The following is a 23,949-nucleotide window of genomic DNA, read 5'->3' on the forward strand; positions in this document are numbered from 1 at the left end:
TTATCTTTTCTCATGTATATAGTATAGCATAAATACCCGATAAATACTATTATCAACAGGAATATCAACCATACACATAGTACGAGGGACAATTCATCTCCCCATTGAAATGGGGAGGATTCTTGCCTTTACGTCCTAAAAAGACAGTTTGTAACTATCTGGATGCGCTGGAAGCGGCCTTTATTCTCATCGCGTTCCGATGAGAAATACTTTATCAGAATAAATGAAACAAAAACTGATTTAACAAAAACTGATTTTCATGTATGAGAGTCCGCTAATTTCGAATACTAAGTAGGAAAATTATCCTTGTATTCGAAGGGGGTTCTCTAGTGTGGCGAAAAAGATGAAAACGATGGATGCTAACCAGGCTGCAGCTGAGGCATCGTATGCGCTGACTGAGGTTGCAGCTATCTTCCCGATTACACCCTCATCTCCGATGGCCGAAGGGATTGATGAATGGGCGGCTCATGGGAAGAAAAACTTGTTTGACCAACCGGTAAGAGTGGTAGAGATGCAATCTGAAGGTGGTGCTGCTGGAGCGGTCCATGGTTCACTTCAGGCGGGGGCTCTCACGACGACTTATACGGCTTCTCAAGGGTTGTTATTGATGATTCCAGAAATGTATAAGATGGCAGGTAATCTGGTACCAGCAGTTTTTCATGTCAGTGCGCGTGCCCTAGCGACGCAGGCACTGTCTATTTTTGGAGATCACCAGGATATCAATGCATGTCGCCAAACTGGCTTTACAATGCTCTGTTCTAATGATGTTCAAGAAGCTATGGATCTTGGTTTTATCGCTCATCTTTCGGCGATTAAATCCAGAGTACCGTTCTTACATTTCTTTGATGGATTTAGAACATCCCATGAAATTCAGAAGATTGAAGTTACACCTTATGAGGAGATATCTAAACTCGTAGATTATCAAGCCATTCAGGAATTTAGAAACCGCGCTCTTAATCCCGAACACCCCGTTTTACGAGGGAGTGCGGAGAATCCCGACATTTATTTCCAAGGACGTGAGGTTTCTAACCCCTTCATTGAAGCTGTGCCGGATATTGTCGAGAACTATTTCCAGGAATTTAAGAAAATCAGCGGGCGCGAATATCATCCTTTCGAGTACTATGGGGATCCCGAGGCCGAAAATATTATTATAGCTATGGGTTCGGTTTGCAACACGACAGAAGAGACGATCGATTACCTTCGGACAAAAGGAGAGAAAATTGGGCTGCTTAAAGTCCATCTTTATCGTCCATTTTCAAAAAAATACTTCTTTGACGTTTTTCCTAAATCGGTGAAGAAAATCGCGGTTCTTGATCGAACAAAGGAACCTGGCTCAACGGGCGAACCACTCTACCTCGATATTGTGCAGATGTTTAACCATGAAACGACGAGGCCGATTATCGTAGGAGGACGCTATGGACTGGGGTCTAAAGATACCACTCCCTCCCAGATCTTTGCAGTGTATGAAAACCTGAAACAAGATCAACCCAAGGATCGGTTTACGATCGGGATAGTAGACGATGTCAGCCATACCTCTTTATCGATTAAAGAAACGATAGATACCACGCCAGAGGGTACGATTAGTTGTAAGTTCTGGGGACTTGGTTCTGATGGTACGGTCGGGGCGAATAAAAGCGCGATCAAAATCATCGGAGACAACACGGACCTCAATGTTCAAGGGTATTTTGAATATGACAGCAAAAAGTCTGGCGGGACCACGATTTCTCATTTGCGCTTCGGTAAGAAGCCGATCAAATCCTCTTATTTTGTGGTTGATGCTGACTACATTGCCTGTCATAACCGGTCATTCCTTTATAATTACGACCTTTTGAAAGGGCTAAAAAAGAATGGCACGTTTGTCCTGAACTGTCCCTGGAAACCAGAAGAAGTGGAAGATCATCTGCCCGCTTTATTCAAACGTTATCTTGCCAAAAACAATATCAATTTCTATATCATTGACGCGATCACCATTGCCGGAGAAATTGGGCTCGGCGGCAGGATTAACATGGTCATGCAAGCCGCTTTCTTTAAATTAGCGAACGTTATCCCCGTCGAAGAGGCTATCCAGTACCTGAAGGATTCGATTCAGAAGGTTTATGGCAAAAAAGGTTCCAACATTGTCGAGATGAACCAAAAGGCTGTGGATAAAGGGACTGAAGCTTTATATAAAGTCGAGGTACCTGCTTCCTGGGCTGAGATTAAAGATGAGGCGATGATGATCAAGGAAGAGCCTGACTTTATTAAAAATATCCAACGCCCGATGGCTCGTCACGACGGAGATGACCTGCCGACGAGTGCTTTTGTAGGGATGGAGGATGGAACACATCCGCTCGGTACAACAGCGTACGAGAAACGGGGGATTGCAGTCTATCTTCCCGAATGGCAAATCGATAAATGCATTCAATGTAATCAATGCTCCTATGTTTGCCCGCATGCGACGATTCGCCCCTTCCTTCTAGATGAAGGCGAACTCACGAAAGCCCCGGACACCTTTAAAACGAAGAAGCCAAATAGTAAGAAGTTGGAAGGTTACCATTACCGGATTCAAGTTGCTCCGCTCGATTGCACCGGGTGCGCCAACTGTGCGGATATTTGCCCAGCACCGGGTAAAGCACTTGTGATGAAGCCTGCAGATCATGAAATCGAGATGGAATCGGAAAACTGGGAATTCGCGATGAAGGTTACCGAGAAAAGCGATTTACTGGACGTGAAGACGCTTATCGGTAGCCAGTTTGCTCGACCGCTCCTCGAGTTCAACGGAGCTTGTCCCGGTTGTGGGGAGACTCCGTACGCCAAGCTCCTCACTCAATTGTTTGGGGATCGCATGTTGATCGCCAATGCTACAGGCTGTTCTTCAATCTGGGGCGGCAGTTCCCCCTCGATCCCGTATACTACGAATGCCGACGGCAAAGGACCGGCTTGGATGAACCCGTTGTTCGAGGATAATTCCGAATTCGGTTATGGCATGTATATAGGATCTAAGCAAATTCGAGCCAAAATTGCTGATTTGATGCGCCAGGGGTTGGAAAGCTCACTTAGCGAGAATCTCAAACCAGTCTTCCAGGAATGGCTTGATAATATGGATGATGGAGAAGGGTCGAAGAAAGCCTCGGCTCGAGTACTGGAAGAGTTGAAAAAAGAAAATGTCTCAGGCAACCCGATTTTTTCACAAATCATGGATAGAAAAGATTACCTCATTAAGCCCTCAGTTTGGATTTTCGGGGGCGATGGTTTTGCTTATGATATCGGCTATAATGGGCTAGATCATGTTATTGCGAGCGGGGATGACGTCAACATCTTCATTGTGGATACAGAGGTTTACTCGAACACGGGTGGACAGTCCTCGAAAGCAACCCAAACTGCGGCTATCGCTAAATTTGCTGCTGGTGGAAAGAAGATTCGTAAAAAGGATCTCGGGCTTATCGCCACAACCTACGGTTACGTTTATGTTGCCCAAATCGCGATGGGGGCTAATATGAATCAAACCATTAAAGCGATTGCCGAAGCGGAAAGTTATAAGGGACCGTCCCTAATTGTTGCCTACGCATCCTGCATAAACCACGGGATTAAGTCAGGTATGGGAACAAGCATTAATGAGATGAAGAAAGCGGTCGATGCAGGGTACTGGCATCTCTGGCGCCATGATCCTCGGCTTAAAGAGCAAGGTAAGAATCCGTTTATCCTTGACTCCAAAGCGCCAACAGGCTCCTTCCAAGATTTCCTCAAGGGTGAAATTCGTTACGCCTCACTTAAAACAGTGTTTCCTGAGGCCGCGGATGAACTGTTTGCTTTGGCCGAAAAGCACGCTCATGAAAAATATCAGACCTTAAAACGTTTTGCAGACATGCAGTATTGATGAACGAAATAATAGGTTAGCCATAGGAGGAATGTGTTATGACTGAAAATAAGTCCAAAGAAAAATTCTTAGCAAATCCGATTGAAAGGCATGATACGGCAGCTTGGCGCGGACATATTGAAAGCACGAAGCCCGAATCCAATGTCCCCATTCCTAGTGAGGAGTCTGTTATCGAAGCTAAGGAATGGGTAGATACGAATTCTTTATCCTAATAAATGAAAAGAGAGCGGGATCAAAATTCCCGCTCTCTTTGTCTTTACGCCTGAGGCAAGTTTTCTTTATACTAACAGAAAGTATAAGTTTTGGGCAGATAGCATAAGTGCAACCAGCGGTTTCGCTTTCCTACGATGAATGCGGTTAAGTTCGGCAGGATAAGGCAACTAGGGCTACCACCTTCGCTAGGGCTTGGTGCTAGCCAAGTTTTCTTTATCGCTGAAGCTCGGCGAAAGCCGGGTTTTCTTTATCTATACGGACGAAATAAATTCCCACAAAGATAATAACTGCTCCGAGGATTTGCAGGAGGTGCATGCGTTCTCGCAGGATCAGGGCAGCGCTGGCTACGGCGACAATAGGGATGGTATACATGTACACCATGACCCGGTTGGCTCCAACTTTACTAAATCCATAATTCCAGGCAACGAGCCCGAAGGCAGTAACGGGCCCAATCGAGAACAGAAGAGAGCCGTAAGAAACTAGAGGAATATTAGACCAGGAGACCTGAAAGAGTCCATTTATACCGATGAAAAGATAGAAGATCGTGCCAAATAATGCGGAATAAGCAAGAGTTTTAAGTGCGGAGTATTTTTGAAGTGAACGATGCGATATAATGGGATAAATGCCCCAAACAAAAGAAGCCAGTATGCCGATGAGATTTCCTTTGAGAATGCTCATGCTAAAGCTTAATTTGCTCGTGCCAAACAAGAGTACGAGGACTACTCCAGATAAGGCCATAATGCTCCCAAACCAGCCCCGGCGTCCGATCTGTTCTTGACCGAGTAAGCTAGCACAGAGGGCAGTGAATACTGGAGAAGCGGCGAGCAAGAGCGAAGCATTCGTTGCCGTTGCATATTTGACAGCAGACATGAAGAGGGTTTGATAAATTGTTATGCCAACGAGTCCGACGAAAGCAAGTTCTGGTAGATGTTTGAGACGGACTGTTAAATCTCTTTCGAAACAATAAAGGAGAAGGAAAAGAACAGGAGTCGCTCCAAGAAAACGGAGAAGATTGAAGGTGACTGGATCAAATCCGAGCATACCCCATTTCCCAATAACGTAATTTGTTCCCCAAAAGAGTACGACGGTCCAGAGTACGATGTCTAGAGATTTCAAGCGAGTTGTTTGGTTGGGCATAGGGTGGACCTTCCTTCATGTTGGATCTATAGATATTTTATCATTTTAGCATAGAAAGAAGAAAAACGTTTTTCTTAAGTTTGATATTTCCTTATTTAGGGTTAAAATGTAAAGGAAGTGTCTTCATTTTTGCAGGTAAGGAAACAAAAGGAGGATTTCTCAGTGGGCAATTTACGAATTATCGTCTTTTCGGCAACTTATGGGGCAGGTCATGTGCGCGCTGCCGAGGCGCTCATCGAAGCGATACGGACGAAAACTCCTTCCGCTGAAATTACCCACGTTGATTCTATGGCTTTCTTAAGTAAGACGTTGAATAAAGTCATCAAGAATACTTATATTGAAGTCATTAAGCACAGTCCCCGGTTATGGGGGAAATTTTACTACCGAACAGCCAAGATTCCACCCGATTCAGTTCTGCAGAAATTCTTGAATGTGATTGGACGAAGCGAATTTCTAAACTATATTGAGGAGCTTCGGCCGGATGTGATTATTTGTACCTATCCTGTAATTGCCGGCGTTTTAGCACAACTTCGTTTGCGGGGAGTGTTACACGTCCCAGTCGTTGCGGTAGTGACAGATTATGCAGTGCATAACCAATGGATTCATCCTGGAGTTGACCTCTACTTCGTTGGTAATAAAGATGTCTCTGAGGGTTTAGTGACTCGAGGAATTGAGCCGCAGCGCATACACATTACGGGTATTCCGGTGAGTCCCCGCTTCGAACAACCACTAGATCGTCCTGAAATCTGCGAACGGCTTCATCTTGATTCTGATCACCCGGTTTTTTTAATCATGGGTGGGGCCTATGGTGTTCTAGGTGGTGCGAAAAAAGTGTGCCGGATTTTAGCGGAGTCAGAGATGCCGGTTCAGTCTCTGGTCGTTTGCGGACGGGACGAAAAACTTTATAAGTCACTGGATGGAATTGTCGCTGAGGCTAAAAATCCCATGCATCGGTTTGGTTTTGTTCATAATGTTGAGGATTTGATGGCGGTGTCAGATATGATTATTACCAAGGCGGGTGGCCTGACGGTGTCAGAAGCCTTGACTCGACATCTTCCTATGTTGATTTATAAGCCGATTCCCGGGCAGGAAGAAGAAAATGCCCATTTCGTCCAACGGGTCGGTGCGGGAATAGCCGTGGCGAATGAGGAAGAACTGGAGAAGACGGTGCATCGTCTTCTGATTCATCCTCAAGAGTTAGAGCAAATGCGCAGAGCTGCAGCGACGGCCCTGCCGGGTAAAGCGGCTGAGAAAGCGACAAACTATATTTTTGAACTTATCCATCAAGATATTTCTTCAGCAGATCAAGAGAATATTTCTTAAAATGGGGTTAATTAATGAAGCACTTAATTCGTATTTAAACAGCATTTCCTTCATTTTGGCCGTTATTTGAAATTGGAATGAAAGAACCGAAATCACGCCTAAAACTTGTCTATCGCGCGTAATCGCTTGATTTTAACGAGGTTGTTTGGTAGAATGAGCAAGTAAAATTGTCTATAAAAGTTGCTTTTCACAATGTAATGAGGTTGATTTTGACGAAAAATGTCAAGTTTGTTCCTCGAGAATTCCGGATAGACTATGGAGAGCAGCAAGGATTCAAGAAACCCACATCGAAATATGCCTGATGTAACTGTACTTCGTCGGACACCGGACAAAGGCGGCTTACATATATTTTTAAGGAAGTTTTAAGGGGGAGCATTAATGTCAGTCAAGATGGAGAAAATAGAGAAGAACACGGTTGAACTTGAAATCACCGTTGACTCACAAGAATTCAGTGCTGCAGTGGACAAAACAGCAAAAGCGCTAGCTAAAAAAGTCAATGTCCCAGGGTTTCGTAAAGGGAAAGCCCCACGGTCGATGGTTGAGCGTTATGTGGGAACCCAGACGCTATATAATGAAGCTGTAGATGATGTGATCGGACCGGCTTATACTAAAGCGGTGAACGAGACAGCGATTGAGCCTGTTGACCGTCCAGAGGTTGATCTCGTCCAAATGGAAGAGGGAAAAGACCTTGTCTTCAAAGCGAAAGTCACGGTTAAACCGGAAGTTGAGCTTGGGGATTATAAAGGCCTAAATATTGAGAAAACCGCGGCTATGATAACCGATGAGGACGTAGAAGCAGATCTCAAGCGTAAACAGGAGCAATATGCAAAAGTTCTGACCCTTGAGGAAGAGGGCACAGTTGAAAATAACGATGCCGTCACGATTGACTTTGCAGGGTCGGTGGATGGAGTTCCTTTCGAAGGGGGCACAGCTGAAGGTTATGAGTTAACTGTAGGCTCAGCATCATTCATTCCTGGCTTTGAGGATCAATTGATTGGCGTAACACTCGGACAAGAGGTCGACGTAAACGTAACCTTCCCCGAAGAATATCATGTTGCAGATCTTAAAGGAAAAGATGCTTTGTTTAAAGTAACGGTGCATAAGATAAAAAGGAAAGAACTTGCGGCTATCGATGATGAGTTTGTCAAAGATGTTAGTGATTTTGAGACGCTGGATGAATTGAAAGCTGATGTTAGAGACAAACTGATGAAAGCGGCAGAGCAAAACGCTGAGAACGAGTACCGTAATGCTGTTGTCGCGAAGACCGTTGAAAATGCAAGTGTTGAGATTCCTGAAGCGATGATCAATGTTAGAATTGATAGCATGGTTAGGGATCTGGAACAAAATCTTTCGCATCAAGGATTGGATTTGGAGACTTATTTCCATTTTCTTGGAACCTCTGAGCAAGAAATGAGAGAGAAATTCCGTCCCCAAGCCAGTGAAAATGTCAAAACTGAACTTGTTTTAGAAGCGATTGGCAAAGTAGAAGGAATTGAAGTCTCTGAGGAAGAAGTAAACGAAGAGTTAGAAAAACTCGCCAAAAGTTATCAAACCCAAGCTGACGACTTAAAGCAGGCCCTTATTGCTCGTGGGGAACTCAAAATGTACGGTCAGAGCTTAATCTCTGAGAAAACCGTCAATTTCCTCGTTGAGCAAAACGCGTAACCTATATTTAAGGGGAATTCTGCGGTAGAGAGGTGAGAGGATGGCAAAGTACAACGACGAGAAAAACCAACTCAAGTGCTCATTTTGTGGGAAAACTCAAGATCAAGTCAAAAAGCTAGTTGCTGGTCCCGGTGTTTATATTTGTGATGAGTGTATTGAGCTTTGTAATGAAATCATTGAGGAAGAACTTAATGAAGACTTGGGAGTCGAGATCGGAGATATTCCGAAACCCAAGGAAATTCGCGCAATTCTTGATCAATATGTTATTGGTCAAGATGGAGCGAAAAAGGCTCTTTCCGTTGCCGTTTATAACCACTATAAGCGGATTAACTTAGGGATGAAGATTGACGATGTCGAACTTCAAAAATCCAATATTATTATGATGGGACCGACTGGATCAGGTAAAACCTTGTTAGCCTCCACTCTGGCCAAAGTTTTGAATGTTCCCTTTGCGATTGCGGATGCGACATCCTTGACGGAAGCCGGATATGTTGGTGAGGATGTCGAAAATATCCTATTAAAACTGATTCAGGCTGCCGATTATGATGTCGAGAAAGCCGAAAAAGGGATTGTCTATATCGATGAAATCGATAAGATTGCTCGTAAATCAGAAAATCCCTCGATTACTCGTGACGTTTCTGGAGAAGGGGTCCAACAAGCCCTTCTGAAGATTCTTGAAGGGACGGTGGCGAGTGTTCCTCCGCAGGGTGGACGAAAACATCCCCATCAAGAATTTATTCAACTTGACACGACGAACATTTTGTTCATTGTGGGTGGGGCCTTCGACGGGATTGAGAAACTCATTCAAAGTCGGATTGGTAAGAAAGTCATGGGTTTTGGGGCTGATATTCAAAAGAAAAGCGACTTGAATATCGGAGCAACTTTAAAAGAGATTCTTCCTTCTGATCTTTTGAAGTTCGGCTTGATTCCGGAATTCGTGGGACGTTTACCCGTGATTGTGACTCTGGATGCTTTGGATGAGGATGCGCTCGTGAAAATTCTGACTGAGCCCAAGAATGCCTTGGTTAAGCAGTATGAGAAGCTTCTTGAGCTCGATGGGGTTTCCTTAGAGTTCAAAGAGGAGGCGCTCGCAGCGATCGCTGAAGAAGCGATCCGGCGTAATACTGGAGCCCGTGGTCTGCGTGCTATTGTGGAAGAGATCATGCTCAATGTAATGTATGATCTCCCGTCCCGCACGGATGTGACTAAGTGTGTAGTGACCAAGGATGTCATCTTGAAGAAGGAAGAGCCATTCCTGGTAACTGCGGAAAAAGGAAAAAAGGGTAAAAAGGAAGAGACTGCCTGAGTAAGCATTGCTGAAGTAGTATTAAAGAATAAAACAAAAAAAGGCTGTTAACCGATTGGTTAGCAGCTTTTTGTTCGCCCATTTTTAGCCCTCTTCAGCCTTTCATACCTTCCTTTGCCTTACGATTTACGATGTTCAAAAAAGCACCTAGAATTTTTCTTCCGCCTGGGGTTAAAATGCTTTCTGGATGAAATTGTAGACCGTAAAAAGGATAGGTTTGATGCTTAATTCCCATGATGAGGCCATTGTCAGTCCAAGCCGTTACGCTCAAGACAGGGTTTAGATGGAGCGGATCCACGACCAGAGAATGATATCTGCCCGCAGGAAAACCTTGTTCCAACCCAGCGAAAAGTACATTCTCGTCATGAAAAATTAAGGACTGTTTGCCATGAACAATTTCCGGTGCTCGGGTGATTGGCGAACCATAGGCGTAAGCTAGGGCCTGGTGTCCAAGACAGACCCCCAAGATCGGAATCCTTTCTCCCTTGTCTGCTCGAGCTGCGAGTTGGCGGACAACTTCAAGGGAGATCCCCGCTTCGGATGGGGTACAGGGTCCTGGGGAAATGATCACACCGTCGGGCTTAGAGTTAAGAAACTCGGCAGCATCACAGTCATCGTTCCGATAGACTCGGAGTGGTTCCCCAAGGTCACCAAAGATTTGTACTAGGTTATAGGTAAATGAATCATAATTATCAAGGACCGCTAACACAGTCGTCCACCACCTTGAGAAGAGCCTGCGCTTTATGTACGGTCTCTTCAAATTCCCGCTCGGGTATCGAGTCAAAGACAATGCCAGCTCCGGCTTGAATTTCGACTTGCTGGCCTTTGATTACTAAGGTTCGGATCGTGATGCAGAAATCCAGATCGCCGTTCCAGCGCATAAGTCCGAGCGCTCCGCCATAGGCTCCTCGGGGATCCGGTTCGAGTTCCTGGAGAATTTCTAGCGCTCTAACTTTGGGAGCTCCACTTAATGTTCCAGCCGGGAAAACCGCTTTGAGAGCATCCAGAGAATCATAGCTCGGATCAAGGTGTCCCTCGACAGTGGAGACAAGATGCATGACATGGGAAAAACGTTGGATTTTGGCATACTCGTTTACGCTTACAGTTCCGTATTGGGAGACTCTACCGAGGTCGTTGCGCCCGAGGTCAACGAGCATGGCATGTTCAGCTATCTCTTTGGGATCTTGGAGCAACTCCTGTTCCAGGGCACAGTCTTCTTCGAGACTTCTTCCACGTGGTCTTGTCCCGGCAATCGGCCGAGTTTGGATCAATGAACCTATCGAGGAAAGCAAAAGTTCAGGGGAACTTCCGACCAAGGTTTGTTGGTCAGCGAAGAGACAAAAGAGGTAGGGCGAAGGATTTAAAATCCGAAGTTTTTGATAAGCGTCCCAGGGATTAAGCTGGATATTTTTAATGAAACGTTGTGACGGAACAGCCTGAAAAATGTCTCCTGCACAAATATAAGCTTTGATTTGTTCGATACGATGTAAAAAATCGTCTCGACTGAGGTTAGAGGTCCAAGTCAGGTCTGACTTTTGAGGGAGCGCTGGGGAGGGCAATGGTGCTGAACTAGACGGAAGAGGAGGGACGGGCGAGGTAGCAGAAACAGGGAGGGAAGCTGGAATGGGCGATGATGCAGAAACAGGTGCAGGTGCAGGGGAATCAGCAGAAACAGCAAGAGTGACTCGGATTTTCGCGAGAAACTGATCAAGCGCAGCGCACCAGGTTTTAAAGGTTTGTTCGCGCTCCTTTTCGTGATTGAAGAAAATCTCGAGAACGAGTTTTTGCGAAAGGGGGAGGAGAACAAGGTTGATCGGGCATAATCTGAAAAAATAGTCGGGGGTCACTAAGCTAGCTGTAGGCTTTTGCCAAGCCAGACCCCATTCAAAATCCAAGTAGCCGATGAGGCCGCTCTCCAGATCTTGATCCAAGACATGAGTTTGGCGGAACCATCTCAAGTGAGTGAGCGGATCTGGCGTTGCTTTCAGTCCGGTTTGGTCAAAGGTTTGGCGGGAAAGCGTGATTCCTTCACCAAATCCCAGGTAAGTGCGTTGATGATCTCCTTCTTTTCCTTCGAGGAGGGCAAAGCATTTCTCCCCTAAGGTTTCGCCCAAACGAAATAAGTCTATAATCCAATCCGGATTGCTGGGGTAGGGCTGAAGGGTCCATTCTTTTTGAGCAACCTGCATTGGTTATCCTTCCCTTCTCTTCATCATGATGAAATAAGTTTTAAAGAGGTGCTAGATTATCTTAGTTATAGGCAGTGAGCTCTGGATGAAGGGATTGGCGGAGTTGTTCTAGTTTTTCTAAAGCACGACCTGAATCGAGGCTCTCGGTGGCTAGGGCGATTCCTCCCGAGATGCTCTTTACTTTATGGGTTGCAAAAAGGGCCGTTCCAGCATTGAGAAGAACGATATCCCGTTTGGGACCTTTTTCGCCTTGCAGAATTTTTAGGGTAATTTGGGCGTTTTCTTCGGGTGTACCGCCTTGGATCTCGTGGAGTGAGCAACGTTTGAAGCCGAATTCCTCCGGCGTAATCACAAATTCTGTTAAATCCTGGCCATCAACCAGAATAGCTTGAGTAGGAGCCGAAAGGCTTACTTCATCCAATCCATCTTCTCCAACCATGACTACAGCTCGGCGAATGCCAAGAAGTTGTAGGGCTTTAGCCATTTTAGGCAAAATAGGGAGAGCGGAGACTCCCAGAAGTTGATAAGGTGCGTTCGCGGGATTAAGCAAGGGGCCGAGTAGATTGAAAATCGTGCGGATGCCAAGTTCGCGGCGTTGGGCGGCGACCTTGGCCATGGCCGGATGATAAAGCTGGGCGAAGAGAAAGGTTATGCCTGTTTCTTTTAATACGTGTTCACTTAACTCTGGGTTAGCGGAGAGCGGGATACCCAGACATTCAAGAACATCTGCACTGCCGCACTGTCCAGAGGCGAAACGGCCGCCGTGTTTGGCGACCGGGACTCCGGCCCCGGCGACGAGAAAGGCCGCAGTAGTGGAAATGTTAAACGTTCCCGCTCGATCGCCACCCGTTCCACAGGTATCAACTGCCCCCTCGGGAGCTTGAATACGTTGACCGGCCTGACGGAGGGTATTGGCAAAAGCTGCAATTTCCTCGGCACTTTCGCCTTTGACCCTTAAACCAAAAAGCAGGCCGCCGATTTGAGCTGGGGTTAACTCGCCGGCGAGAAGGTCCTGAATGACTGAGGAGGCTAATTCAGCCGGTAAATCTTGATTTTGGGTTAACTTGTCTAAAGCTTCGTGAATGTTACTCATAATTCTAAACTCCTTTCATTTTGTGGACTTTTGGTGGTTTTGCTTTCTTTAACTGACTCGATAAACCGAAGAATGAGTTCACTATCTTTATGACCGTTTCGTTCGACGCCTGAGCTGACGTCGACACCATAGGGTTGGGTTAAACGGATTGCTTCCCGGATATTCTCAGGATTGAGTCCGCCAGCAAGCAGTACCGGGGAACCCACTTTTTTGAGTTGCGTAAGGATTGCTTGGAAACGGGTGTCTTTCCAAGGAAGGGAGACCCCGGTTCCACCTGAGTGTCCTTGGACAGTGGAGTCAAGCAGGATGCCTTGGATTAATCCTTGGGAGCTTTCGGCGAGGAGAGTTTCCAAGTCGTACTCAGTCGCAAAATTTAGGGGGTCAACGGCAAAAGCTTTGATTTTGGGGACTGTAACCTGTTGATAGAGTTCGGCAGCTTCTCCCCCATGAAGTTGGATGGTATCCAAGGCGCATTGATGGATGATTTCGGTAACGTTATCTGGGGGTTCACCGGAAAACACCCCGACCTTGCTGATAAATGGGGGAAGCCTTGCTGTGATTTGACGAAGCGTTTGCGGTTTAACATACCGTTTACTTGTGGGGATAAGGATGAAACCTAGTGCATCGGCACCGGCTGCCACGGCCCAGTGAGCTTCTTCCAGGGAGCGGATGCCGCAGATTTTTACGCGAATCATTAGGACTACCTCCTTTCACCGTAATTCATTTGAACACAATTCACTTGAGCGACATTAATTCTTCGTTTAAAATGGTCCCCCAGGCTCACTTTTGTTCTTGTCCGGTTTGAAGCAAGGCGCGAATGTGGTCACCGGGGTGGTCGGAGCGAACACAGGATTCCCCGACCAAAATGGCATCAGCTCCGAAGTGGGAAACCAAGGCGGCATCCTTTGGTCCAAGAATTCCGCTTTCGCTGACCAGAAAACAATCCTTGGGAATCTGTCGACTGAGTTCTGCGGTGCGCTGAAGGTTAATCTCGAAGGTTCTTAAGTCCCGGTTATTAATGCCCAAAAGAGTTGCTCCGGCCTGGAGTGCCTTGGCTATTTCCTGTTCATCACGGCATTCTACCAAAGCTTTTAGTCCAAGCTGAGCGGCTAGTTTGATTAGGGAATTGAGTGTTTTCTCATCGAGGATCGAGGTAATGAGGAGGATGAAATTGGCACCGAGCAAAGCACTTTCATAAACCTGGTATTCTGTAAAGATAAAGTCCTTGCGTAGAAGGGGAAGCGTAGTGAATCGTCGGATCGTTCGGAAAATCTCGCTGCTTCCGAGGAAAAAGTCTTCTTCAGTGAGCACGGAAACCACGGAAGCCCCTCCACGTTTATATTGAGAAAGGATTTCTTCCAGGGAGAGAGCCCAGGGAATCCTGCCTTTACTAGGAGAAGCCCGTTTAACCTCGGCAATAACGTGGAACGTGCCTGGTATCAGGAAATTACCTGAGGAAAATGGGGTAAGATGTGGGCCGATTTTCGTTTGTTTGTTTTCCCAGCGTTCTACCAGTTGGTCAAAGGGGAGTACCTCTTGAAGTTGTTCGAGCCGCTTGCTTTTTTTCACCAGGATTTGTTCTAGGATATTCATGGATTAGCCACCTCCCGTAAGTAATTTGTTCGCAAAATAAAAAGCTCTCATCCTGAAAAGGACAGAAAGCTTCTGTGGTGCCACCTTATTTTATACCTCGATTGGAGTCGTTTATTAGACACAAATCAAAGTACCTCTACGATACGGAGAACTTTATGCTTTTTTCATGCTCTCGACTTCGCGCCCCTAGCTCATGCTTAGAGATTTTGCAGTTGGAGGGTAAGGATTAACCACAAACGTCAGGGTAGAAAATAAAAAAACCTTCTATCCCTGCAAAGGACAGAAAGTTTCTGTGGTGCCACCTTAATTCTTCAACCGGATGCGGAGAGAATGAAAAAAACTCGTGCTCTCGATATCCGTGTTTCTATAACGGGAAACCCCCGGCTCACCTACTCAGCAGAATGCCTTTCGGATTGCGCCTCAGAGACCCATTCCACCTCAAACTCTGTATCAGTTCCCACCAGCACTGACTCTCTAGGACATCGTTATAAGGTGTACTCTTTCTCATCATTGGCTCTTGCGCTATATTTGATACTCATTATAGGCGTACTGGTAACCTATGTCAAAACATTTTTACAGGAACGGATCTGATAAGGTTTTTTCCAAGTTTTTGGATCTAGAAGTTTCCTTATTCCTTTCTTGGGCAATACTACCAAAAGTAAGATTTCAGGTAGAATTTGCCTGCAGGAGGGAAGGTTAGACGAATGAGTGGATTAAGTGGCATTATTATGGTTACGCAGCTCATTTTTACTTTAGTCATTGGGTTATATTTTTGGGGGATGCTCAAAACACAACAGAGCAATAAAGTATCGGTGGAACGGGAATCGCGCAAAGAACTGGAGAAACTAGAAAAAATGCGCAAGATTCAGCTCACCACACCTCTGGCCGAGAAAACTCGTCCAAAACATTTTGTCGATATTGTTGGGCAGAAAGAGGGAATTAAAGCTTTACAAGCATCTCTATGTGGTCCAAATCCACAACATGTTCTAATCTATGGACCTCCTGGAATCGGCAAGACCGCGGCGGCCCGACTGGTTTTAGAAGAGGCAAAGAAAAATCCTCTTTCGCCGTTTAAAGAGCATTCCAAGTTCATCGAAATTGATGGTGCAACTGCCCGTTTTGATGAGCGAGGGATTGCGGATCCGTTAATTGGCTCGGTACATGACCCGATTTATCAGGGAGCTGGGGCAATGGGAATGGCCGGGATCCCTCAGCCTAAAGCCGGGGCAGTAACAAAAGCTCACGGTGGGATCCTTTTTATTGATGAGATTGGAGAACTTCACCCTATTCAAATCAATAAGCTTTTAAAAGTTTTGGAGGATCGGAAAGTGATTTTGGAGAGCGCCTATTATAGCTCGGAAGATACGAATATTCCGGCTCATATCCATGATATTTTTCAAAAAGGGTTACCTGCAGATTTCCGGTTGGTGGGAGCGACGACGCGAAGTCCTGAGGAAATTCCACCGGCGATTCGCTCACGTTGTATGGAGATTTATTTTCGTTCCTTGCTTCCCGAGGAAATTGGAGAAATCGCTCGGGGGGCTGCGGCGAAAATGGAGATCCCGATGACTGAGGGTGCAGTCGATGTCGTTGAGCATTACGCGACCAATGGTCGGGAAGCAGTGAATATTGTGCAGCTTGCCGCAGGCATTTCACAAACGGATAAGCTCTTTGAAATCAATGCGGCAACTGTGGAGTGGGTCGTTAATTCTGGACAGTATGCCCCACGACCGGATCGAAAGGTTCCGATCACAGCGGAAATCGGGGTCGTCAATGGCTTAGCAATTTATGGACCGAATATGGGAATGCTTCTAGAATTGGAGGTCACGGCTCAACCTGTATCCTCTGGAACTGGAGTCCTTCTTGTGACGGGAATTGTTGAAGAAGAGGAACAAGGGAGTTCGACTAAGAAAATTCGGAGAAAGAGCATGGCCCGGAGTTCTGTGGAAAATGTTTTGACCGTAATCCGTCGCCAGTTAGGGATTGACCCCCGCAACTACGATATTCATGTTAACTTCCCTGGGGGGATACCTTTAGATGGACCTTCAGCTGGAGTTGCGATAGCTACAGCAGTTGTCTCCGCGATCCGCAAACAATGTGTGGATAATTTTCTGGCGATGACAGGGGAACTCTCCATCAGGGGTGGTGTGAAGCCAGTGGGGGGAATTGCAGCAAAGATTGAGGCTGCGCATCAAGCGGGGTGTCGAAGGGTGTTTATACCCAAAGAAAATTGGCAGGACCGGTTTAAGAATTTTGCTGAAGGGTTCCAGGTTATTCCCGTGGAAAGCTTATCTGAGGTTTTAAAAGCTGCCTTTTTAGCTGAGCCAATCAAGGATAGACCTGAAATCCAACCCGCTTTGGAGGAGGTTTTGGCTCGTTTAGAGCTCAATCCAGTTTTGCCCGTGAATTTGCCTGAGCGGGGTCAATCATGTTAGAATAGTTCATTAGAGAAGATGGCACACTAAGTCTTATGATTTAGTGTGCTTTTTGATTTCGTGGGAGGGATTAGATGAGCCAAGTGAGAGAATTACCATTATTACCGTTACGTGGGATTTCAGTTTTCCCGTATATGGTCATTCATTTAGATGTTGGTCGGGAACGTTCAATGGCAGCTGTCGAGCAAGCAATGCTTGAGGATCGGATGATTCTCCTCGCTTCGCAGAAGGAAACTGAAATCGATTCTCCGACGGAAGAGGATATTTTCACGGTGGGAACGGTGGCAGAGATAAAACAACTGCTCAAACTTCCCGGCGGTACGATGCGCGTTTTGGTCGAAGGAATGAAGCGGGGGCGGATCGCTCAGTTTATTACCGAAGAGCCCTACTTTAAAGTGCGGGTTGAGGAAGTTGAAGAGGACATATCCTCGGTGACTCCCGAGATCGAAGCCCTAATCCACGGCGTGAACCATCAGTTTGAAGAGTATGCAAGGCTCAGCAAAAAAGTGCCCCAGGATACGTTAGGTAATATACTTGGAATGGAAGATCCCGGAAGACTTGCTGATATTATTGCTTCCCATTTGAATCTTAAGATTACAGATAAACAGTCTATTTTAGAGGCTCTCGGGGTCGCCGAACGTTTGGAGCGCTTGACTGAAATAATTATGAGGGAAATTGAGATCCTTGAACTGGAACGTCGGATTGGCTTGCGTGTTCGCAAACAAATGGAGAAGGCCCAAAAGGAATATTACCTCCGTGAACAGATGAAAGCGATTCAAAAGGAACTGGGCGATAAGGACGAACGACAGGTGGAAGCGGACGAGTATCGGGAAAAAATCGCTCAAGCTAAGCTTCCCTCAGCAGTTGAGGAAAAGGCTTTAAAAGAGATGGAACGCTTGGAAAAAATGGGCCAAGCCTCAGCGGAAGGCACCGTCGTCCGGACTTATTTAGATTGGATTCTCGCTTTGCCCTGGAGTAAAGCGAGCCGTGATAAGACAGATTTAAACCGTGCCGAGAAAATCCTCAATGAAGATCATTACGGTCTCGAAAAAGTAAAAGAGCGGATTCTCGAATTTTTAGCGATCCGCAAACTTACCCCCAAAATGAAAAGCCCGATTCTCTGCCTTGTGGGGCCCCCAGGAGTGGGGAAAACCTCCCTTGCTAAATCCATTGCCCGAGCTCTAGATCGTAAGTTTGTGCGGATGTCCTTAGGGGGAATTCGGGATGAAGCCGAAATTCGAGGACACCGCAGGACCTACATCGGAGCCTTGCCGGGACGAATTCTCCAAGGAATGCGCACGGCGGGCACGCGTAATCCAATCTTCCTCCTTGACGAAATTGATAAAATGACTTCGGACTTCCGAGGAGATCCGGCCTCAGCCTTACTCGAGGTGCTGGATCCAGAACAAAACAATAGTTTTTCTGATCATTATCTGGAGCTTCCGTTTGATCTTTCGCAAACCTTGTTCATTTTGACAGCCAATACCCTTGATACGATTCCTCGTCCGCTTTTAGATCGGATGGAAGTGATTTCGCTTAGCGGGTATACGGAAGATGAAAAAGTGAATATTGCCCGGAAGTACCTCGCTCCGAAACAACTGAAAATTCACGGGTTAAAGGACGAGATCCTAACTTTACCTGATGAAATTTTGCTTAAGCTGGTGCAAGGGTATACACGGGAATCCGGAGTCCGAAATTTAGAACGGCAAATCGCGAACCTTTTGCGCAAAGTGGCCATGCGTTGGGTGAAGAAAGAATGGGAGCCGCATGCGATCAGCAAAGAAGATTTGGAAGACTTGCTGGGTGCGCCACGTTTTCATTTCCAAATAGCTGAACCTGCGCCGGAGATCGGGGCTGCGACCGGACTTGCTTACACTGAAGTGGGGGGAGTGATCTTGACAATCGAGGTGACTCCGGTTCCCGGCAAGGGACATTTAACCTTGACGGGAAAACTCGGTGATGTAATGAAGGAATCGGCATATGCTGGCTTAACTTTTGTGCGCGCTCATGCCAATCAACTCGGAATCCCCGAAGATTTCTATGAGAAAGTGGATTTGCATATTCACGTTCCGGAAGGCGCGATCCCGAAGGATGGACCCTCGGCTGGGGTTACCATGGTGACAGCTATGGCTTCAGCGCTGGCTAAACGCGCGGTTCGTTCCGACCTGGCAATGACGGGAGAAATCACTCTGCGTGGGAATATCTTGCCTATCGGTGGGGTGAAGGAAAAAGTCCTGGCTGCCCACCGAGCAGGAATTAAAGTGATACTCTTACCGGAGGAAAACCGTAAAGATTTAGAGGAAGTTCCGGATACCGTCCGCAAAGACTTGGAGTTCCACTTCGTCAGTCGGATCGAAGAAGTGATTAACCTTGCTTTATTACCTGTGGCTGAATCCGAAAAGTATCTAGAGAATACTACTTTGTCTCCGATTTGGGGACAAACTGAGATTCCGGTTTCCCAAACTATACCCGAGGAGCTGCCGGTGTCGAAACCGTATTAAAACGAGGAGACAGGTTCCTCGTTCCACTTCAGAGCGTGGGTCTGGGGTATCTACTTGGGTCTTTGTTTGGGCTGAACGTTGGCGCCACTTTGGCCACGGTCGCTTGTGACGCTCACAGACCAAACTAGTGCTCAGAAGTTGGGCTGCGGCGGGGTACCTGGCAAAATCGCCATCCCGATAGTCTCCAGTGGAGAGTATCGCACTTGTTTGGCTCACTGCCAGCTGCGCACGTCGTGTGCGCAGCCCCGCCTCCGCTCGACTTCTTCGCTAAGTTCGGTTAGCTACTCCCTTAGGCCAAAGCGGCGCCTGGGGCAAAGTTGCTGGATAACCCAAGAGAAGTACTAGTAAGCATTTAGACAGCGGTGTTTTTGGGTTATTGCTCGGGTCAGGCATTGCCAGTTGCACTTGGTGCGCGCTTGCCTCGCCTTCTTATTCTTCGAAGTGAGTTACAAATACAGTAAGTGAGGACTTAACGCGAGCAGATACCAAGCTTGGCAAAACTGCGCTTGCTTTAGCGGGACGAGTCACACACGAAAGCCTCCAGTGACAAAATTCTCCGGTGGAGAGTTCTGGCCAAGCCGCATGCCTCAGAAAATTGCTTACCGGCGCAGGATCGGGTTTCGCCCAAGCCGCCTGCTCAAAGAGTTACTTAACGGCGACAGGTCGTGACTCGCCGACACTGAGCCAAGGATGGCGAATTGGAGGGTATCCTGCTGCTAGCATGAGCAGTTATGCCCTTAGCTTGGTCTGCGAGCGTATGTCCGAGCGTCTGTAATGTAATTCCACTTGCAAACAACCCCAGAGCTACTTGACCCGAGCAATTGAATGTCTACCAGATAAGTAATGGAAGCAAAAGAACCGTCCCCAAGCTTCCAGAGGAGATAAAGATGATTATTCATAAAGCTGAATATACCACGTCTGCGGTTAGTCTTACGCAATATCCGGCCCATAGCGAGCCGGAAATTGCCTTAGCAGGGCGTTCTAATGTTGGAAAGTCATCCCTCATTAACAAATTCTTGAATCGCAAGAATCTTGCCCGAACCGGAAATACCCCTGGAAAAACGCGAATGCTCAATTTTTATCATATTAACGATGCCTTTTATTTTGTTGACCTTCCGGGGTATGGCTATGCTAAAGTTTCGAAAGAAGTCCATTCCGGCTGGGGAAAAATGATGGAGGATTATTTCTCCACACGTGAAAATTTACGGGCGGTTATCCAAGTGGTTGATTTTCGTCATAAACCGAGTCTGGAAGATCAGGAAATGAGTGCCTTTTTACGGAATCGGGGGATTCCGGTTCTCGTTGTGGCGACGAAGTCGGATAAAATCGCCCGGGGGCAATGGTCAAAATATTTAAAAGACATTGCTGAAACCCTTGAACTTCCGGATTGGCATTTTATACTACCTTACTCGGCAGAAAGTGGAATAGGAGTGGAGGAACTTCATCAAGCCATTGAGGAAATCTTGAACGATGAAGCTCAGGAAGAAGAACTTCAGGGAGAGACGGGTAGAGTAGAGGAATAAGCAAATTATTTTTTAGATTCGAAATCGTTTGAGCGGTGATGTGCCGCTCCTTAGGTTCGAATCCCACCGTCTCCGCCATCAATTTAGGTGAAGATAGATGCCATGCGGTCAAAACCGCATGGCATCTACCTTTTCGGGGGTTTTTACCCTCGATTTTTTGTCCCTCAGTTTCATAGATGACATTTGACTTTTTCGGCAAACTGGAGGGAGTCGAACCCTCGTTTGGATTCTTACCAATGAAATAATTGATATGTTTCCTTATACGCAGCATACAGAATGTGTCACGAGGGTTGAACGTAGCTGAAGCCTTGACAAATCAAGGCATACAGGTCTTTTTGAAGCTTCGATGATTGTAAGGTAACCCTTGAAGAGATAAAAAAGATGACATAGAGCTTAAATGTTAACATTTACAGTGACTTGGCGCTTAACAAATGTTGTGATTGATTTGAGGTGTGAATTTGATGAAGATTATTATCGTAGGTGTATCCTGTGTTGGAAAATCCACTGTAGGCAAGATATTAGCGGACGAAATTGGTTATAAATTCTTTGATTTTGACTTTGAGGTTGAGAAGTATTTCAATAGTCACATAACCTTCTTGAAGAGAGAATACCCTTTTGAGCGTACCTATAGAGAAAAGGTAAGTGTAGTCTTAAGCAAAATACTCAAAGAAAATAATGATAATTTTGTTCTTGCGATGCCGCCAAGTGGGCTGATGGATAACTATTGGAGAATAATTAAAAAGGATGATAGTCTCATAACAATAGCGTTAAGGGATAAGGCTAAAAATATACTGAAAAGGGCTACATTTTATGATGATTACTCAAAGCCAATGGAATCGCCAGTAACCAAAGAAAATGAAAAGTACTATTTGAAGGATATAAGCCTGGACATTGAGTATTTTGGAAGAAGCTACAAAAAGGCAAAAATTCAAAAGAATATTGATGGTAAAAACGCTTTTCAGGTAGCAGATGAATTAAGAGATCTACTGCTTTTGGCAGGTAAACGGATGTAAAATATGACATAAAGCTTTGATTCTACGGATATCAGAATTTCTAAAGACATAGAGAGGATTTGAAAAGATGCTGACCAAAAAGTTTTTCAAAGATAATCCCGTAAAAGAAAATACAGCACAACAGTTCGCATATAGTATTCTGCTGTATGACGGATTGGAAGAACTTGCAGTTGAATTTTCAAAAACCCGGATAAAAAGAGGTGAAGAAGAGGCTGAGGCTATAAAAAACGAGTCTTCCCCGGAAGCTCTTTTAAAAAGAATGAGGGGAAAATGCGATCCTTTGAATTATGTTTTATTACATATGAAAATATTGGAACAAGAAGAGACGTTATTACCTGTGATCATCGAAAAGCTGAAAACGTCGGGGAATGATGTTTTCATTGAACATTCGATTAAATTGATTAAAAAAGCAAAAACCAATTATTGCGAAAAACTGGTTGAAATGATTGACGAAATTCGGTCTCCATATGCCTTGTCTTTAGTCTGCATCCTGATTGGTTTTCTGGGGAGTGAATCAGACATTGAGTTGCTATTGCGAAAACATGCAGAACTGAAATCGCTCTACCCAGATAGCGATTATGAACAAGGTGCACTGCTGGGGATTATTGAATTGAGAGAACGATTCAATTTATTACAACGTTGAAAAAGCAGGAAAGAAAAGGCGAATCCCTATAATAATATAAGGAAGCTGTTACAGCTTCACTCAAGAAGTTAAGTCGATATGAAAAAATATTATCCGATTAATGCTTACATTGTTGCTGTTGTATTTTACGAATAATAAAGGTATAATAATAACAACAGCAGATGCAAAAGGAGTTGTTATATATGCCAAATATTAAACCCATATCCGATTTGAGAAATTACAATGAAGTATTGCGGGATATTTCCGTAGGCCAGCCAGTGTTTTTAACCAAAAATGGCAGAGGGAAATTTGCTATTGTTGATATAAATGAGTATGAAAAACTAAAGGCTTCTTTAAAGCTGATGTCAAAGCTTGCCCAAGGAGAGCAGGCCGGAAAAGAAAAAGGATGGATGGCTATAGAGGAAGTGGAAGCAGAGCTGGAGATTTAGAATGAATAAGCTGAAAATTTCACCTGAAGCCAGAAATGATTTAGTGGAAATTAAAAATTACATTTCCCAGGAGCTTTTTGGTCCACAAGCTGCTGTAAATTTGATCACAAAAATAACCAAAAGAATTCGTGGATTGTTGGAGTATCCCGGTATTGGTGCATCTTTATCTGCGATTATTGACATTCAAACAGATTATCGATTTCTTGTTTGTGACAATTATCTGATATTTTACAGGTATGAAGATGAAGTTGTTTATGTGATTAGAATCTTGTATGGTAGACGGGATTATATGCGCGTTTTGTTTAATGATTTACCAGAGAAAGAAGAAAAATAGGATTCAATTTTGTCCTAAATAGTCAGCGGCAAGGCTGACTATTTTAATATTTAGATAAACAGAGGAGGTATTCAGACATTTCCATGTCATGAGATAATGTATCTATTTTACTATCGAGGCATATCAAACCCTATGCATGGGTTGATAGTGTAAAAAAAGATAATGTTTGTTCAAAGACTACCCCGCCGCCAAGGGGATACCAGATTGATGCGGCATCTTTTTTGTATCCTCAAGGCACGTTGAGAGTATAATTCTGATGACGAAATGTGGTTTAGAGGGCAAATGAGGCAGGCGGACCACTATATATAGTGGTTTTGGAGCAAAAAATGGTCAAAAATCGGGCCGAAAAAGTGCAATTTTCAGCCCGATTTTTTGCCCGTTTTATAGATGACATCGTGTATTTAGGAGAATGTTACCCTAAAAAACGATTAAAGTAAAAAGTAGCCCGCGTCCCCAGCGCCATCGCTTAAAAATGAAGCAAAAGGACTTGAAACCTCGAGGGTTTAGTTTTTGAAATGTTTATGATAGACTGGCTATATATCATTTTATAATGCTTTTTATATCCCAAGTTTGGCGACAATTTATTCCAAACGCAGTAATATCAAGGCTTCTAGGGTTTGCCAACGAAAGTGTAGTCCCAAATTGGAAAATGACCTCTCCGAACTATTGATTTTACTGGGCTAAAGGGGTTCTGTTT

19 protein-coding genes and 1 other annotated feature are annotated in these 23,949 nt (G+C 45.3%); of the genes, 13 read left to right on the forward strand and 6 right to left on the reverse strand.

The features are described from left to right. Window positions 1–331: 331 nt before the first annotated feature. On the forward strand, window positions 332–3,856 hold the full coding sequence (gene nifJ / locus VM640_RS14490) for a pyruvate:ferredoxin (flavodoxin) oxidoreductase (RefSeq protein WP_325393440.1): 3,525 nt from the start codon (window positions 332–334) through the stop codon (window positions 3,854–3,856). Window positions 3,857–3,894: 38 nt separating this feature from the next. Next, window positions 3,895–4,068: a DUF3787 domain-containing protein gene (locus VM640_RS14495; protein WP_325393442.1), complete on the forward strand. Its 174-nt coding sequence runs from the start codon at window positions 3,895–3,897 to the stop codon at window positions 4,066–4,068. Window positions 4,069–4,282: 214 nt separating this feature from the next. Here the strand turns inward: VM640_RS14495 and VM640_RS14500 are convergent, their stop codons facing one another. Further along, entirely contained in the window at window positions 4,283–5,206 is a 924-nt protein-coding gene (locus VM640_RS14500) for a DMT family transporter (RefSeq protein ID WP_325393444.1), read from the reverse strand. Window positions 5,207–5,368: 162 nt separating this feature from the next. Between VM640_RS14500 and VM640_RS14505 the strand changes: the two genes are divergently transcribed. From VM640_RS14505 to clpX, 3 genes are all read left to right on the forward strand, one after another. After that, window positions 5,369–6,529, forward strand: a complete 1,161-nt coding sequence (locus VM640_RS14505; RefSeq protein WP_325393446.1) for an MGDG synthase family glycosyltransferase — start codon at window positions 5,369–5,371, stop codon at window positions 6,527–6,529. Between the two features lie 378 nt (window positions 6,530–6,907). Beyond that, window positions 6,908–8,194 carry a trigger factor gene (gene tig / locus VM640_RS14510; protein WP_325393448.1) on the forward strand — a complete coding sequence of 429 codons (1,287 nt, stop codon included), beginning with the start codon at window positions 6,908–6,910 and terminating at the stop codon, window positions 8,192–8,194. A 40-nt stretch (window positions 8,195–8,234) separates the two neighbouring features. Beyond that, the gene (gene clpX / locus VM640_RS14515; RefSeq protein WP_325393450.1) at window positions 8,235–9,500 is read left to right on the forward strand and encodes an ATP-dependent Clp protease ATP-binding subunit ClpX; all 1,266 of its coding nucleotides are present in this window, start codon (window positions 8,235–8,237) and stop codon (window positions 9,498–9,500) included. A 94-nt stretch (window positions 9,501–9,594) separates the two neighbouring features. Here clpX and VM640_RS14520 read toward each other — a convergent pair whose 3' ends face one another. The 5 genes from VM640_RS14520 to trpC all read right to left on the reverse strand — a co-directional run bounded on the left by VM640_RS14520 (window position 9,595) and on the right by trpC (window position 14,375). Further along, entirely contained in the window at window positions 9,595–10,209 is a 615-nt protein-coding gene (locus VM640_RS14520) for an anthranilate synthase component II (RefSeq protein ID WP_325393452.1), read from the reverse strand. Then, on the reverse strand, window positions 10,193–11,689 hold the full coding sequence (locus VM640_RS14525) for an anthranilate synthase component I family protein (RefSeq protein WP_325393454.1): 1,497 nt from the start codon (window positions 11,687–11,689) through the stop codon (window positions 10,193–10,195). Before VM640_RS14525 ends, VM640_RS14520 begins: the two co-directional genes overlap by 17 nt. 61 nt (window positions 11,690–11,750) lie before the next feature. Further along, window positions 11,751–12,782: an anthranilate phosphoribosyltransferase gene (gene trpD, locus VM640_RS14530; protein ID WP_325393456.1), complete on the reverse strand. Its 1,032-nt coding sequence runs from the start codon at window positions 12,780–12,782 to the stop codon at window positions 11,751–11,753. After that, window positions 12,779–13,477 (reverse strand): phosphoribosylanthranilate isomerase, encoded by a 699-nt coding sequence (locus VM640_RS14535; RefSeq protein WP_325393458.1) that lies wholly within the window; start codon window positions 13,475–13,477, stop codon window positions 12,779–12,781. Before VM640_RS14535 ends, trpD begins: the two co-directional genes overlap by 4 nt. Window positions 13,478–13,562: 85 nt before the next feature. Further along, window positions 13,563–14,375, reverse strand: a complete 813-nt coding sequence (gene trpC, locus VM640_RS14540) for an indole-3-glycerol phosphate synthase TrpC (RefSeq protein WP_325393460.1) — start codon at window positions 14,373–14,375, stop codon at window positions 13,563–13,565. 272 nt (window positions 14,376–14,647) lie between these two features. After that, window positions 14,648–14,895, reverse strand: a binding site (T-box leader). Window positions 14,896–15,079: 184 nt separating this feature from the next. Here trpC and lonB point away from each other — a divergent pair. From lonB to VM640_RS14580, 8 genes are all read left to right on the forward strand, one after another. After that, on the forward strand, window positions 15,080–16,810 hold the full coding sequence (gene lonB, locus VM640_RS14545; RefSeq protein ID WP_325393462.1) for an ATP-dependent protease LonB: 1,731 nt from the start codon (window positions 15,080–15,082) through the stop codon (window positions 16,808–16,810). 74 nt (window positions 16,811–16,884) lie between these two features. Next, window positions 16,885–19,311, forward strand: coding sequence for an endopeptidase La (lon, locus tag VM640_RS14550; RefSeq protein ID WP_325393464.1), 2,427 nt, complete (start codon window positions 16,885–16,887; stop codon window positions 19,309–19,311). Between the two features lie 559 nt (window positions 19,312–19,870). After that, window positions 19,871–20,086, forward strand: a complete 216-nt coding sequence (locus tag VM640_RS14555) for a hypothetical protein (protein WP_325393466.1) — start codon at window positions 19,871–19,873, stop codon at window positions 20,084–20,086. A 112-nt stretch (window positions 20,087–20,198) separates the two neighbouring features. Next, a complete protein-coding gene (gene yihA, locus VM640_RS14560; RefSeq protein WP_325393468.1) occupies window positions 20,199–20,834 on the forward strand; it encodes a ribosome biogenesis GTP-binding protein YihA/YsxC in 636 nt (211 codons plus the stop codon). A gap of 461 nt (window positions 20,835–21,295) precedes the next feature. After that, window positions 21,296–21,847 (forward strand): shikimate kinase, encoded by a 552-nt coding sequence (locus tag VM640_RS14565; RefSeq protein ID WP_325393470.1) that lies wholly within the window; start codon window positions 21,296–21,298, stop codon window positions 21,845–21,847. 67 nt (window positions 21,848–21,914) lie between these two features. Continuing rightward, window positions 21,915–22,490: a hypothetical protein gene (locus VM640_RS14570; RefSeq protein WP_325393472.1), complete on the forward strand. Its 576-nt coding sequence runs from the start codon at window positions 21,915–21,917 to the stop codon at window positions 22,488–22,490. A gap of 182 nt (window positions 22,491–22,672) precedes the next feature. Further along, window positions 22,673–22,918 (forward strand): type II toxin-antitoxin system prevent-host-death family antitoxin, encoded by a 246-nt coding sequence (locus VM640_RS14575; RefSeq protein ID WP_325393473.1) that lies wholly within the window; start codon window positions 22,673–22,675, stop codon window positions 22,916–22,918. A gap of 1 nt (window position 22,919) precedes the next feature. Further along, on the forward strand, window positions 22,920–23,252 hold the full coding sequence (locus tag VM640_RS14580; protein WP_325393475.1) for a type II toxin-antitoxin system RelE/ParE family toxin: 333 nt from the start codon (window positions 22,920–22,922) through the stop codon (window positions 23,250–23,252). The last annotated feature ends 697 nt before the right edge of the window (window positions 23,253–23,949 follow it).

The sequence above is a fragment of the Desulfitobacterium sp. genome (assembly GCF_035539115.1).
Lineage (GTDB): Bacteria > Bacillota > Desulfitobacteriia > Desulfitobacteriales > Desulfitobacteriaceae > Desulfitobacterium_A.